This is a genomic window from uncultured Kushneria sp. (genome assembly GCF_947497025.1).
Classification (GTDB): Bacteria; Pseudomonadota; Gammaproteobacteria; order Pseudomonadales; family Halomonadaceae; genus Kushneria.
On record NZ_CANMFC010000009.1, the window covers coordinates 50,437 to 65,996 of the forward strand.

Below are 15,560 nucleotides of genomic sequence, written 5' to 3' on the forward strand. Positions count from 1 at the left end.
AAAGCGGATTCGTTGTTCTCTCTGAGACACTATCGGCAGCTGCCATGGAATATTTAAGGCAACCGGCTTACGGAAGCATTTAAAAACCCGGGATGACGCCATTTTTCATCAAGCCCTCGCCCAAGGGCGATGAAATCAGGGTTGATCAGCGAATCACGCTGGTTATATCGAAGCCTTTCTCCTGCTTGCAGGGTAGCCGTATCCAATTCAAGAACCGTACCGCCGGCTTCTTCCAGAATGATATGAGCAGCGCCTGTATCCCACTCGCACGTCGCACCGGGTCTTGGGTAACAATCGGCAGCGCCCTCTGCAATACGACAAAACTTGAGAGAGCTTCCAACGCCCTGCAGATGGTATGGCGGCATGGCCTCCAGCAAACGTTCCATCTCGTTACTGCCATGCGAGCGGCTGCCTACAATCCGAAGCAACCGACCAGGTTGCCAGGCTGTAGAAGCAATACGTTCTTCTGGTTCACCCAGGCATTGACGCCATGCCCCCTTGTCTTTCGCGGCATACCACATGGTGTTTAAAACAGGTGCCGCAATCACACCAAGAATCGGGCTGCCCTCATGTATCAGCGCGATATTGACCGTAAACTCACCGTTTCGGTTAATAAATTCCCTGGTACCATCCAGAGGATCAATCAACCAGAAGGTTGACCATGACAGCCGGTTCTCGATCTCATCTGCAACAGACTCTTCTGAAAGCAGTGGCCATGATGGCGTCAGACCAGACAGGCGCTCCAGGATCAGTCGATGCGCTGCCAGATCAGCCTGGGTCAAGGGACTATTGTCCGATTTATCGGTGACTTCTATCGATCCTTGATAGATCTCCATAATGGCGTCGCAGGCGTCCCATGCGATTTTTTTTACGGATTCAAGCAGCTCTGTCATCGCTTTATTTCCTGTACTCCATGGCTTCAACACTATACCGCGCGCATCAGCAACAGCCGAGCCTGTTGAGGTGGTTTGCATAAGCCGAGCAACGACCGTTTTGAATCGCTTATCCTTCTATCAATGTTTTAAAATCAAAAACCCCGGTATAGGCTTCTGACCTATACCGGGGCAAACGTACGATTACCCAATTCAGGGAGTCGACAATATCAAGCAGCCGGCCTTTTCCTCAAAACGCCCTGATAGACTGCAGCAAGCAGTTTTTCCGGCATGAGTCGCAAGGGGGCTCTCTTGAGGATGTTCATGTACATGGTCCCCGACCCAACAAATCCCATATCGTGAAACTTTTTCTGAAGCTTCACATCCTGCTTGAAGTAATGCCAGCCCCGACGCCTTGCCAGCATTCCATTACCCACACGGGCGTTAACCAGAATATCGCTGACGTTATCGATATGACTCCCCTGACACAACAAACGAGCCCATAGATAATAGTCTTCGATCCCCAGAAAGTGCTGATAACCGCCTGCCTTTAGAATGGCGGTACGTCGAAACATCACCGTCATATGGTTGACCGGGCATCGTGAGCGTGCAAACCGTGCCACTTGCTCCTTACCCGTAGGCAGCTCACGGATGGCATGTGGTTTTGTCGGGTCTTCATTGAACTCTGCAATGGCCCCTCCAAGCATATCGACCTCAGGATGAGCGATCATATAATTGACCTGCAGCTCGAAGCGGCCCGGGCAACAATGATCATCCGTATCCATTCTGGCGACCAGATCATTACGGCAGTGCTCAAGGCCCGTATTGAGCGCCTCACCCAGTCCCTTGTTCTCGGAGAGTCTTACAGAAACAATATTCAGTGTGGGGCGATATTCATCGAGCGCTGCATGCAGTTGATCATTGATAGGGCCGTCTTCAACAATGACAACCTCGTCAGGCTGCACGCTCTGTGTCCTGATGCTTTCAAGGCACTCACGTAAAAAGCGTGGCGATTCCTTGTCATAAACGGACATCAGCACCGAAAATTTCATTGCAGCCTTTCCCTTGAATATTCTTTGGAAACCTTACTATCAACTTTTCTGGCAAACAGATACTGCTCGCTTTCCTGCGCCTTCGTTAACTGTTCTATCGTCAGATATTCAGGACTTGCCTTGCCCTCATGCCACACGCAATACCGCAGGTTATGATGATTAAAACGTATGCCAAGTTGTGCAAACAGGATTTGCAGAAAGTGCTCATCGGCGCAGCGCGTCATTTTGAACCGTTTCACAAAAGCATCGTTCAAATGGGGGCGTATCGCCATGACATCAGCGTGGCACAAACTGAACCAATTCCCACCCTTCAGTTTTGCTTCCTCACCAAAGTTGCTGCGCATGGGCATGACCCGCTGAATCTCACGCAAGGCACGAGATGCCAGACGATAAGGCAGGGTTCTGTTTTTGGTTGATTCTCCAAAAGGCATGAATCTGCGGATACGCCATTCGTATTCGGGCAGCTCCTCACACTCCAGATAGCTTTTGCCATCCAGAAAAAGATCCCATTTGCCGGGCTCAACAAGAGGCTGGCATTCACCACTAACAAGATGGTAATAGTCGGTTTCAGGGAATATCTGCCCAGCCTTTTCGATCAGTGCTATTTCAGCCTTGACCTGAGAAACCCCTGACCAGTTGACGCTCACCGGGTTATCGATAATACATACCATCGGTTGTTGCGCAAAATATTGCGTCAGGGCTGAGTGAAGCGATGACTGATTGCGATCAACATGAACTACAACCGATACCCTGTACTGCAGCAGCCAATCAATGAACGCCTGCACACGCTCGGCATCCTTGTGAACCATCATTAAAACGGTATGCTTCATGGATTGATTGCCTTCCCCTTCTCCATCAAAACATCCTTGTATAGCGTCATATAGTTCTGGCACATGGCTTCACCGGTAAACTGTGCAAGATAGCGCTGACGAGCCCGCTCGGACAGAAGCTCTCGATGCTCAAGAGCACTGACTATGGCTTTCTGCAGGGACGCCTGATCACCTACCGTAAAGAAGGCGGCTTCATCATCACGCAGAATTTCACGGAACACGCCGATATCACTGCAAACACAGGGCAGGCCAACTGCCATGGCCTCAAGCAGTGCCAGTCCAAAACCTTCACTGACGCTGGGCATCATATAGATGTCATAATATGGCAGGAAGGCCGAGACATTATCTCTATACCCGGTGAACCAGCACCGATCGGCAACGCCGGCCTTTTCGGCCAGTGCTACAAGCTCCTGCCTGTAAGGGCCATCACCTACCACCACAAGCGCACATTCGGGCGCACTCGAAAGAACATTGACGACCTGATCAATGCCTTTTCTTTTGATGAGATGGGCATTGGTTCCCAGTACATGATAACGCTCGGAAAGCGACTCCATCGTCACTCGGTCATCGGGAGAAAGCTCATGCGTATGTGCCAGCTCCCGGATACCGTTGTGTACAACATGAAGCTTTTTTTCAGGCAGATTAGCCCGATAATAGTTGTAGGCATCCTGAGTCAGTACTGCCAGACCATCCATCCGTCGCCAGGCGCTCATCCATAAAGGCGTTACAAATGTTGCCGCCTTCCGGCCATAGATGTTCAACAGTTCATCTTTTACATAGTTATGCAGCGTCGAGATGAATACACTTTTTTTATTGAACAGGGAGGCATACACCCCCAGGAAGTCTGGTCGGATGCCATGAGAGTGCACCACATCAAATGATTCAAGAATACCGGTGTTCCGAAAATCTATTTGTTGTGTCTCACAACTGACGTCAAGGGTAGGAGGCCCACGGAAATAGAAGACTGTCGACTCCGTGCCTTCGGGCAGATTGTCCACAATATTTTTAACAACATTGGCAGGCCCGCTCGGCTTCAATTCCGTGATGATCTGAGCAATTTTCAATGTCAACTCCTGTCTAGCTCGAAAGCCGGGTGGTCGTTATCAGGAAGTTGTACGCCGAGCTGAACAAAAATGTAGGGGCAATACCCGCCATGACAAACAGCATGCGCATCAGGACTCTTTCATTTTGCGACTTGAAACTACGATCAAGATTTGTAGCAAAAATGGGCATTGTCACGATCAACAGCATCATACCGATACGTTCAGCCTGAGCCCCTCCCAGCACCGGAATAAAAGCCAGGAAAGTAAATATGGAATAGGCCAGCGTTATATTATTCTGAACAAACCGTTTCAGATTGAAGTTTTCAAGAATAAACGCCACAACGGCCATTGCCATGAACACGGCAAGATACGCATAGGTCAACGAGATGCCTGTAGAAGATGACGACTTTGCCAATTCACTATCTCCCAGCGAAGAGTAATAAACCCCTCCGACCATAATGAGATAAAGCAATGCAAAAATGGACTTGTGGAAAAACTTGACCTTTGGAACTGCCATGCCGTTGGTAATCGCAAAAATATAAAGCAAAGGCATATACACGATGGCAGCATTATGTGAAAACAATGCCAGCAAGCCGAAAAATCCTGCTATGACAAGATTCCTCACCCCAAAGAAGGCAAACAGGACAAAAACACAGGCTATCAATTGGCGATATATATTTTGATAACCCATTAACAGTGGGAAAAACACGATCATGAAGGGGATGACGTACATCGGCACCCTGCTGCTCAATCGCCGGTTCCCCAGTGCATAAAACAACAGGGTCAGCCAGATCATGTCGATAACCCAGAGCGTGACCACGTCATCCTGTATCAAGCTGTACAGATAGCTTGATCCGAACCAGTAGACAAACTCTCTCGTATAATAGGTTGAGGCGGTCGCGAAATCGAAATCAAAGGAAAGATATTTTGCGTAGCCTACCATATCGTAGTCAAAACCCGAGGTACGCACGATCCACAGGTAATAGGCAGCAACCACATAAACAATTAAAATCAAGGGCGTTCTTTTATTGACAAAGCAATAAAAAAAGGCAAGACAACATAACACAAGGTACCATGCGAGCTCAGCAGTCATATACTAACCCATCAGGATTTTTTTAATCTGGCAATGGCTTTATAAGTGCCAAGCAAACGAGGCAGCAAGCAGAATAGACCTATTCTATCAAGCATATCTCCCGCCAACTTGATCGTTTTGAACTTCGGCCTCAAAAGTTCAGGCATGATGCGGCTCGAGAAAAAGCGGTAGGCATCATGATCCTTCAACAGAGCTGCCAGCACAAAATGCCGCTTGGCAAAACCACTGATATGTTTTGGATCTACAAGATATTTTTTCATGAAAACCTTGCTGGCTTCCATGTTCATCGAGCCACTCATACGGCCATCACGATCGCAGTTCAACCGAACGCCTGGCTCAGGGTCATACCCCCACGATCGACTATGCTCGGCAGTGTCGATCAAAAAACCCCAATCCTGATGCTTGTTCAGGCTTTCGTTGAATCGAAAGGTGTCCTTGCGCTCAGCCAGAAAACTGATGGTGGACGTTCTAATATCCTTGTCTTCTATAAACAGGTAATGCCGAGGATCGCGAACGTCCGGTTTTTCGATGAAATCCTTTTCACCGTCGAGTGAAACATTGGTATAAGCCCCGAAGCAAAAATCATGCTCGTTCCTGCTCATGAAGCTCAAACGTTCGCCAATATAGCCTTGTTTAAAGTGGTCGTCAGAATCAAGCAAAAAAATATGACTCCCCGACGCCTGCTCTATTCCAATATTGCGAGATGCTGCAGCGTTCGATTTTTGCTCTTTTTGAATTAGAGTGGTGTTGGGGGAATCGGCAACGATTGTTGCCAGGGCTTCCACGTCGTCAGAACAGTCATCCACCAAAATAATTTCATAATCATATTCACATGCAGATTGGTGAACGCTATCGAGTGTATCCTTGATAAAGCTACTACTACGGTAAGTAGGAATGACGACTGAGATTTTCATTATCTAAACTCGATTATCCTGAAATCAACTTCATTTTTCTTAAAGGCTTTTGCAGTATCCTGGTAAAAAATATCGCAGAATCGTTTTTGAGCACCTTGCCTATTACCAAAGCCACCAACAACTGGACGCTGCCAAAGACCACCAGATCGCAAATGCTGGAAAGGGTCTTGTTGGCCATGAAACCAAAGGGTGAAGGAACCAGATAGGTGGCACAAAACATGACGGCCAGAACAAGCATGGAAAGCAAGACTATGGCAGGCATACCTTTCAGCAGAACCTCCATTCTGAAATTCTCGTTTCTGATATGCAACAGCCAGAAACATTGCACAAAATTAAGAATACTGGCGATTGAAAGTAACAAGGCAACCAGATAAAGATTACCCAGATAGACACCGATCGCAATAGCCGAAACGCTCGTAACGGAAGAGAATACTCCACAATAGAAAAGTGATCGCGTCTGACCCAGGGTTTGCCATATTCCCCCCGTCGTCGCCAACACAATCTGGAAAATTAAAAATGGGGTTAAGCACTGAAGAATGACAGCTGACTGTTCCCAGCCCGGACCATAAAGCACGTATATGATCTTGTCCGAAAAAAGAAGAATATAGATGGCAACAAAGAGCCCGAGAAAAAATATTTTATTGACAAGGCCATTATAACTTTTTGCGACTTCCACCTGACCAAAGGTACTATATACCGGCTGAAGTGCTGCGGTGGCAATGCCTGCAATATTTTGAATGGGCAACATCATCAGCCGATAAGCCATATCATAAAGCCCGACGGCTGCCTCACCAATAAATTTTGAAATCAGGATCTTGTCAGAATTTCTGGAAAAATAATTCAGAAAATTGAACATGAACTGATAAGTGGAAAACCCTAATACCGTCTTGAACCCTGTCATTGCTATTTTACCTATCAGGTTTCGCCATCCGGCATACACACACACAAGGAAAAATCTCATACCTGTATGAATGATGGATTTCCACACCAGGGCATATACACCATAGCCACGATACGCCATGACGCAGGCAATCGCGCCCGAGACCAGAGCACTGATCAGCGTAATGATGGCTACGGCACTGAATCTTTTTTCCCTTCTCAACAGGGTTTCAGGCACGATCGAAATAACGGAAAATAGAATCATGGCGCCAATCAGTGGCATGACGCCGAAGTAAATATCATTGTTAAAAAAATCGACAGCAATAAACGCACCGGCCGAAAATATGAAATACAGTGCTATCCCCAGCACGAAGCAAATCAGGAAAAGCCCACGGATCTCTTCAGCTGTCAGCTCCTTATGATAAATAATGGCCGGTCCGAGCCCCATTTCTCCTAGGAGATTGAAGAAAAATATAATAACCATGACAGTGGCGACGACGCCGAACTCGCTCGGCGTCAAGAATCTTGCCAACACCATGGTGACAGCAAACTGGACGATCAGATTTGAATATTTTTCGATGAAGCCAAAAACGAAACCGGATTTAAGATCCCGATTCATAGCATCCGTATTACTCATTTGACTTCCTCATGCGCCGCGATATAACTCAAGTATTTTCTTGCGATTGCTATCGGTGCTGAAATTTGACAGCAGATCGTCTACCTGCTCTTTATTAAGCGGCGGATGTTCACTTTCGATAATATCAATTACAGCCTGATAAATAGTCCGACTGCTTTTTGCCTCGATAATCTGAGTCATCGGTTGATAAGGGGCTGCACAAATAGTGTCAGGCAGACCACCACTATCAGTAACCACGACAGGTAGGCCTACCGATATGGCCTCAAGCACAGCAATACCAAAGCTTTCTTCCTGACCTGTTTCTTCATCCTGAATTGATGACTGAATATAAATATCGCTGGAAGATAACTCTTCAAAGATTTGTTCACGGGACAAATTAATCTTGAAATCTACAGCTTTTTCGAGGCCAAGATTAACCGCTTGTTGCCGTAGCATATTTTCCAGCGGACCAAATCCGATTAACTTTAGTTTAACCTGCTCATAGCCATTATCATGAAGCATCGACAATGCATCAATAAGGTAAGTCTGCCCTTTGAAACCCACGAAGCGTCCAATATTTACAACTGACACCTCTTGAGCAGCATCGATTTTCTTTTCTTCGAAGTCCGCCATTGAAATATTAACGCAATTTGGCAGCACTACAATTTTTTCGCCGGAAATCCCGAATATATCCTGCAGTTTTCTTTTCAGATAATGAGAGGGCGCTGTAAAACATATATTGTCATGCTGCTGACACTTATAAACCTTTTCAACATACTGGGGCTGGCCATACAGCTTGTTACTAACGACATCGATACCATGTGTCGAAATGATAACGCGGCCGCGAAATCCTTTTTCAATCAAATCGTGTATGTTTTCAAAAAAATAGTTGAAATGGCTATGTAGCACATCCGGCTGAATATCATCGACCACCTTCTGCAATTTTTTTTGTTCAAATACATGGTAATCATTGAAAAGCTTGCGACGGCCTCGCTTCGAAATTTTTTCTAGGATATTTCGACGATCTATATCGAAGCTAATCACTTTTCCAAAAGGACGTTCAATCTTGTTGATATGACGATTGGTCACAACATGATTATCCACGCCCATCTCTTCCATATCTACAATAAGATCATAGATAAATGTTTCGGAAGAATTGGAAAAATCAGAAACAAGATGGAGCACTTTCATCAAGAGACGTCCTTGTTAACGGCTTCTCTATACCTTTGAAGCTCTTGATCATCACCGTGCTGAAAATAGCCATATCTGTCGTTAAAATTGACTGGTTTGGCACGACCAAATCCGAAAGGAAGCACATCGTATCCTTTACCATACTTAAACAGCCAATACTGCAATTTATTTATTAATTTATTTTTGAAAGTGCTGTAATCTTTTTGATAAAAAAACTTCTCCGGCAACCACTGTGCTATTTTTGTCGATGCTATGGCAAACTTCATCTCAGGAGTAATAACTTCGTCAGTTGCTTTTATCCGCGCATAAGCCTTTAAAAAACCAGGTATTGCAGCTTTACGGATAATCATCATTGACTGTTGCAAGGGCTGAGGCGTATTTCCCCTGTCACCAAACATGAAGTCAGACGTCATGTTATCAATGGCATGCTCAACGATACCTTCACCGAAAAGCAGAGCGTCCTGTTCTACGTATACCCAATAGTCGGCCTCGCTTGCATAGGTGTATGCAAGCCCCACAAAAAAACATCTTGTACAGCCGGCGTATTTTCCTACGTGGCTTGTGGAATGCCCACCATTGACATCCATGCTGATGAATTCCATTCGCTCATCATCAGGTAGCTGAGGAATGGTTGGTGAGGCTGAATCCACCACGATAATTTTTGTCGGTGAAGTATGGCGGTTCACCGATTCATACCATTCGCGAAAAAAAGCGACGCCTCTTATTTCACTCGAGCCATATTCAACTCTTTTTTCATTCTCAGGTGACTTTTCACCGCACCACCAGCCAGAGTTGATGATATAACTATATTTAGACATGCTTATTCCACACCGTACGAATCGTTTGGCCGCACGAAACTACTTTATACCGTACGACACGTTATGAGCCATTTTCGAACCGGGCAAATCGATTGCCCTAAAATAAAATTCTGAGCATCAACCTGAAGGCCAATGCTCAGAACCATGGTTGATCACAAGCCTTATCTGGCGCCGAAGCCCGTCAGCATGGTCTTGATCGTGCGGATAACGATAAGAACATCCAGCCAGAATGAAAAATTCTTGATGTAATAAAAGTCATGTTCAAGCTTTTTGGTCATTCCTTCAACTTCGGCAGCATAGCCAAGCTCAACCTGAGCCCAGCCCGAAATCCCGGGGCGCACTACGTGACGATAGTTGAAAAACGGAACATCTCGCTCATACCATTCTGCCAGATTGCAGGACTCCGGCCTTGGCCCGATCAGGCTCATGTCTCCCTTGAGAACATTAAAAAGTTGTGGCAATTCATCAATACGATATTTCCTGATGACCTTGCCTACCCTTGTTATGCGGGGATCTTCACCTTCAGAGGTAAATCCAAGGCCTTCATGGTTCATGTACATACTGCGAAATTTAAACAGCTTGAATGGGCGACAGTGAAAGCCCATGCGCTGCTGATTAAAAAATGCCGGGCCCGGGTCATCCCTTTTGATGATGATGATGGTTGCAAGCATGATCGGCAGAACCACCGGTAAAACCAGCAGGACACCAAAAATATCAATGACACGCTTGGCAAGCTCATAATTTTCGCTGGGCGTCAGGCTGCCAAACTTGTTTTCGTATAAATGATCAAGGTGCACACGGCCCGTAATGGACTCGTGAATCTGGCGAGCGTTGAACACCGGAATACGATGGATCGTGCAATCGGCCAGGAATTTTTGCCAACTGTCATCAAGATCCGCGCGAAGATCCGCCACAACACCATCCACACGCATCGTCTCGAGGTCAGGTTTTTCCAGCCAACGCCAGTCAACGCTTTTGTCATGGCAAAACTCATGCACGCGGCCAAAAGGCACTACAGCGAGCTTGCGTGTTCTATAGCGCGTGCTGAGCTGATAACCAAGCGAGCAGTAAAGTACGGCAATGAGATAGGAAAGAACGATCTGGGTTGTTTCGAGTTCAATCTGCAAGCTCAACAAAACGGCCATCATTACAATATAAGACATTGTAATGAAAGGAATAATATACAAAAACGCCTTGGTTCTGGGGAAATTAACAAGGCGATGTACAGCAATGATAGCAACCAGATAAGCCAGAGCCGTACCAAGCAGTGTAATGCAACGCTCGGCCTGCCACTCCGTTACAAGGCTCCAGTTCCACTGAAACATCGCCGGCAGCAGAACAGCGATAACCAGCCCCAGCGCCTGATTAAAGCGATAGCTCAGCAGAAGCTTTTCATACCATCGTGAATGGCGACGATTTTGTTCCATGAAATTTGTGAACGTTTCCATGTTGCTTTTCTCACTTCCGATATGACCACTCTGCGCAAAGCAGAGTGGCCACAAGGCGCTCTTTTTAATCTTTACGATTTTTTGCCATAGCTATAGTGGTAATTACCGTAATTGCCGCCGTAACGATGGGACGCCGTCTGCTCTATACCATTGAGAACAGTTCCCTTGATTTCCACGCCACTGTGTTCGAATCGACGTCTTGCCTGTTCAATCTCGGCAGGAGGATTCACACCGTAGCGAGCCAGCAGCATGTTGGTCCCTGCCTGCTTACCGATAATGGCGGCATCCGTGACTGCCAGGATAGGCGGCGTATCGATAATGATCAGGTCATAATGCTGATCGGCCCAGGCCAGCAGCTCACTAAACCCGGCACTCATCAAAAGCTCTGCCGGATTCGGCGGTGCGGCACCGCGCGAAATAAAGTCCAGTCCATCAACGCCACCCGAGCGTACTACCTCAGAAGCCGTGGTTCTGCGAGCCAGGACATCACTCAACCCCTTTTCCGAGCGGCCCTTGAAGACATGGTGTAGATGGCCCATGCGCATATCAGCATCGATGACCAGCACTCTCTGACCTGCCTGAGCACACACAACACCAAGATTGGACACCACGAAGCTTTTGCCTGCACCCGGACTGGCACTACTGATCATAAGCCGGGCGTTGGGCGCTTCCATCATGGCAAAGTGCAGACTGGTTCGCAGGCTACGTACGGCTTCAACGGCCTGGTCATCCGAGTTGCGCAGTGCCAGAACACCCGTATCTATCGTATTTCTGGCATTTTGATTGCGCCCGATTCGCAAACCACGACTACCACGTGTCTTTTTTACCAAACCACTTTGGTTACCGCTCAGAGGTATGGAGGCATAAACGGGCATACCGATCTGTTCAAGCTGTTCGGGGCTTTCGATGCCACGATTCATGATTCGACGGATAAGAACCACGATGATGGCAACGACCAGACCCAGTACAAAAGCGATGACAGTGATAAGCGCCTTACGCGGTGCTACCGGACTATTCTGCAGGGTAGAGTCATCAATGATGCGGACATTGCCTACGGCACCCGCCTTTGCAATGTTCATCTCCTGCATACGGTTAAGCATCTGAACGTACATTTCCTGATTGACGTTCACATCGCGCTGGAGTCGCAGAACTTCCTGCTGTGTTTCAGGCAGGCTGTCAACACGCTTTTGTAGCCTTTCTTTCTCGGCGTTAAGCTCTTCACGCTTTTGCAACAGTGCCTGGTATTGTGGATGGCTCTTGTTGAAACGACGTGACAGGTCTGCTTCATCAAACTTGAGCTGGTTAAGCTGATTGTCAAGGTTAACTATTTGATTCAGTACCGAAGAGGTTTCCTGATCAAGATCGACAGAATCCTGATTGACACGATAGCTGTTTAACTTGTTTTCAGCTTCCACCAGACTGTCACGTACGCGTGGCGCCTGCTGATTGAGGAAGTCGAGGCTTTGTTGCGCTTCGGCTGACTGTCTTTCAATGTTCTGCGTGATATAAATATCAGTGATGGCCTTGAGGCTGTCACGAATTTGATCCCGATCAGTGCCATTCAGCGTCAGCTGCAAAATGCCCGTTCCAGAGCGGCCGATTTCTTCTACTTCAAACCCACTGCGCAGACTGTTGATGGCTGACAGGCGCGAACGCTTGACGACCGTAAACTCGGCGCCCTGCCCTGCCGTCATGTCCATAACGCGCATTTCAACATTACCATCACGCGACTGCGCCAACTGACCGACCTGACCTTCCAGAATCAGTTGACCATCAGCACGGAGCTCATAGCGATCGTTACCCAGCGACTTGATCGTCAGCGGCCTATTGATCCAGCTGTCCGGCACGATGAAACGTGTGACATTGATGCTTTCACCGGCCCACACCGACGACCATCCCTGAGCAAATGAGGGGCGCTCGATGCCGCGACGCGCCAGCGTATCCCCCAGAATCGGAAGGCCCTCGGGCGTAATACTCAGCTGCAGGTTGAGACGATCAACTGCCTGGCCAAGTACCATGCGAGAAGTAAGTATCTGCATCTCGGCCGTTGACCGGGGGGTATCCCCGAAAACGCCCAGATTTTGAACCGGGTTACTGGCTGGGTTGGCACGCCCTTCTATTTCAAGAAGGGCATCACTTTGGTAAACCGGTGTTTTAAACGTAACGTAGAGAATCCCGAGAAACGTAAATACACATACGATCAGGGCGATCAGCCACTTGTTATCGATCATCAGACCAAACAGACGGCCTAGATCAAGCTCTTCGCCGGAATCGGCTGACTGATATTTTTCAGTATTCGAGGCCATATTGATTTATCACTGATTCCATTTACGAAATGGTACATGAGCAGATCTGTCAGTTTTGTACAGCGCTCATTCCCGATACTGCCGACTCAAGACACGCGCTATCCAGCGAACTGGATAGCGCGGAACTCGTTAGAGGTCGTTGTAATCATCAACCGAACCAATCGACTGACGAGTCAGGTTGGTCGACGGCAACAACTGACTGATGACACGGTTCCAACGGCTGATCGGCGCAGTAGTGACATACACAATATCCTGCGGTTCAAGCTGGAATTCTGTGCCGATGACGTAAGACGCTGCGTTGCTGGCATCAAGCTGATAGACAGTCGCCTGCTTGTCGCCCGGACCACCCTGGCGGATGACAAAGATACCCGAAGCCCGTGCTTCAACTTCATCAATGCCACCCGACTGACTCAGCGCATCGACCAGACTGAATCGATGTCCGCCCATTGGGAGATCCTGAGGTCTAAGGACTTCTCCGAGCACATAAACCTTTTGCGAACCAACATCAGGCACATGCAGCACATCGCCATCATGCAGCAGGCGGTTTTGGCTCATCTGGCCATTTTGCAGCATGTCATAGACATTGAGGATCTGTTCTTCGCCATTGTGCGTCAGTACGACATGACGCCAGTCAGCGTTCTCGTTAAGACCACCTGCGCTGCTGATGGCATCCAGTACCGTGAGTGGCGTATTGGTAATCGGCTGCTGGCCAGGATTGGAAACCTGCCCGCTCACGTAGGCTTTCTGGGACTGGAAGCTGGCAATATTGACTTCGACCTGGGGCTCGGCGATGTAATCCGCCAATGCTGAGGCGATCTGACTACGCACATCCGCTACATTCTTGCCGGCGACCTGTACACGCCCCACATAGGGATAAAAGATGGTGCCATCACTGTGAACCACATTACCGGTTTCAACAGAGCTCCGCTCGCCTCCGGCCGGAATCGTGAGTTCAGGATGGTCATAAACAATAATATTGAGAATATCACCCTTGCCGATACGATAATCGTAATCGTTGGCATCGAACCTTGTCTCGTCAGTGGCCTCTTTCAGGCTTTGCTGAGAGTTGAACTCCTTGCGGGCAGCGTTCTGCGCCTGCACAAGACCAAAGGTGATGGGCTGGACATCCACCAGATCATCGATGGGTGGCCCTGAATTTTCATAGGGCATATCACTGCCGGGAGAAAGAGCACAGCCTCCCAGAACAAGGGAGCTCCCCAACAAGGCACAACTCAGCAGCCGCTTCATTAACCGCTTACTCCTGTCAAAATTATTCCGGCGTCTGGACACGCTACCGCCACGGAATGTCGATACTGGCGTGTTTCCGAGGCCATAAAATACCGCCGATGTCGCTTTTTTACTCGGCGCTTGCCGAACGGTATCGCATGATGCAGCAGTCCATGACTGCAAGTCGAATCGACGCCTCAATAACATGACCTGATCCAACTAAAGGAATCGGCAAAAATGCTGAGAACCTTTAATTAAAGATCAGATAAAATTATTCAGACTTCTGGATTGCTGTCGATGCTATCAGACCCCCCACCAGCGAAGGTATGCTGCTTTGCGCATCATTATTCGAGAATTCTACAGCACCGGCATCTTGCCTGCCATTAATGACTCCGGACTTTTACAAACCATCACGTCACGGTGTGTTACGAGAAACCCTGAAAAGGCGATAGATCGCACTATCAATGGCCTACTGCACATTTTAAACATTTGTTGTTCTGATACTTGTGCAGAATACAGCATGGGTGAAGCTCCCCCTGAATATTGTGGCAGGAGTGCAAAAAGATATCACTTTGCCAATGGACCAGCCCCGAATAAAACTGCAGGCACAAAAAAAGGACCGTTTAACGGCCCTTGGGGGAAAGAGATTTACTCAGTACGTTCAAGCCACTGTTCAACCGTATCGTTACCGTACTCTTCCTTCCATGCCTTGAGCGTCTTCTGATTGCCACCACGGGTTTCTACAACTTCGCCAGTGTGCGGATTGCGATATACCTTCAATTTGCGCTTACGACGGCTCGCCCCCTGACTTTCAGAAGAAGATGATTGCCTTGTAGCTGACTGCCCATCGCCGGGATCAAGGATGTCAATGACATCAGCAGCTGTCTTGTCGTGGGCCTGCATGAGCTGTTCAAGCTTCTCCTTGAACTCAAGCTCGCCCTTGAGTCTTTGATCCTGCTCCAGTTGCTGCAATTCCTCGCGCAGCTGCTTGAGCAGTTGTTCTTTTTTCATGTATTCATTTAACAACGACATTACCGACCTCTCCATCTAATACACATCTCTTGCCAAGATGCTGACCCTAAGGCCTATTAAAATAATTTTAATCCCTGGTTGGTCGAATAGTACGTCAAAAAAAGAATGCTTTAAAGTAAAACCTGGCCTCAACAACTGCTTCAACTGCGTTAGACGCTATATAACCATACCGCATTTACCATTGTTAATATTAGACAGGCCTGCCACAACAGCCCGGATAATGAAAAAGCACTATTGAA

At 47.7% G+C, this 15,560-nt stretch carries 13 protein-coding genes; all 13 read right to left on the reverse strand.

Features of this window, described 5'->3' with window-relative positions; all coding sequences use genetic code 11:
* Positions 1–53 precede the first annotated feature (53 nt).
* Positions 54–893, reverse strand: a complete 840-nt coding sequence (gene cysQ / locus Q0931_RS15220) for a 3'(2'),5'-bisphosphate nucleotidase CysQ (RefSeq protein WP_299261788.1) — start codon at positions 891–893, stop codon at positions 54–56.
* 209 nt (positions 894–1,102) lie between these two features.
* Complete coding sequence (locus Q0931_RS15225) at positions 1,103–1,906, reverse strand: glycosyltransferase (protein WP_299261860.1); 804 nt, start codon at positions 1,904–1,906, stop codon at positions 1,103–1,105.
* A gap of 14 nt (positions 1,907–1,920) precedes the next feature.
* Positions 1,921–2,754, reverse strand: a complete 834-nt coding sequence (locus Q0931_RS15230) for a beta-1,6-N-acetylglucosaminyltransferase (protein ID WP_299261790.1) — start codon at positions 2,752–2,754, stop codon at positions 1,921–1,923.
* The gene (locus tag Q0931_RS15235) at positions 2,751–3,818 is read right to left on the reverse strand and encodes a glycosyltransferase family 4 protein (protein WP_299261792.1); all 1,068 of its coding nucleotides are present in this window, start codon (positions 3,816–3,818) and stop codon (positions 2,751–2,753) included. The genes Q0931_RS15230 and Q0931_RS15235 overlap by 4 nt, the downstream gene beginning before the upstream one ends.
* A 13-nt stretch (positions 3,819–3,831) precedes the next feature.
* A complete protein-coding gene (locus tag Q0931_RS15240; RefSeq protein WP_299261794.1) occupies positions 3,832–4,812 on the reverse strand; it encodes an EpsG family protein in 981 nt (326 codons plus the stop codon).
* An 89-nt stretch (positions 4,813–4,901) separates the two neighbouring features.
* Entirely contained in the window at positions 4,902–5,804 is a 903-nt protein-coding gene (locus Q0931_RS15245; RefSeq protein ID WP_299261796.1) for a glycosyltransferase family 2 protein, read from the reverse strand.
* Positions 5,805–5,817: 13 nt separating this feature from the next.
* Positions 5,818–7,320 carry a lipopolysaccharide biosynthesis protein gene (locus Q0931_RS15250; protein ID WP_299261797.1) on the reverse strand — a complete coding sequence of 501 codons (1,503 nt, stop codon included), beginning with the start codon at positions 7,318–7,320 and terminating at the stop codon, positions 5,818–5,820.
* 9 nt (positions 7,321–7,329) lie between these two features.
* Entirely contained in the window at positions 7,330–8,490 is a 1,161-nt protein-coding gene (locus Q0931_RS15255) for a glycosyltransferase family 4 protein (protein WP_299261799.1), read from the reverse strand.
* Entirely contained in the window at positions 8,490–9,308 is an 819-nt protein-coding gene (locus Q0931_RS15260) for a hypothetical protein (protein WP_299261800.1), read from the reverse strand. The genes Q0931_RS15255 and Q0931_RS15260 overlap by 1 nt, the downstream gene beginning before the upstream one ends.
* 161 nt (positions 9,309–9,469) lie before the next feature.
* A complete protein-coding gene (locus Q0931_RS15265) occupies positions 9,470–10,756 on the reverse strand; it encodes an exopolysaccharide biosynthesis polyprenyl glycosylphosphotransferase (protein WP_299261802.1) in 1,287 nt (428 codons plus the stop codon).
* A gap of 71 nt (positions 10,757–10,827) precedes the next feature.
* Positions 10,828–13,062 carry a polysaccharide biosynthesis tyrosine autokinase gene (locus Q0931_RS15270; RefSeq protein WP_299261804.1) on the reverse strand — a complete coding sequence of 745 codons (2,235 nt, stop codon included), beginning with the start codon at positions 13,060–13,062 and terminating at the stop codon, positions 10,828–10,830.
* A 129-nt stretch (positions 13,063–13,191) separates the two neighbouring features.
* Complete coding sequence (locus Q0931_RS15275; RefSeq protein WP_299261806.1) at positions 13,192–14,310, reverse strand: polysaccharide export protein; 1,119 nt, start codon at positions 14,308–14,310, stop codon at positions 13,192–13,194.
* Between the two features lie 627 nt (positions 14,311–14,937).
* Positions 14,938–15,321 carry a histone-like nucleoid-structuring protein, MvaT/MvaU family gene (locus Q0931_RS15280; RefSeq protein WP_299261808.1) on the reverse strand — a complete coding sequence of 128 codons (384 nt, stop codon included), beginning with the start codon at positions 15,319–15,321 and terminating at the stop codon, positions 14,938–14,940.
* Between the last annotated feature and the right edge of the window lie 239 nt (positions 15,322–15,560).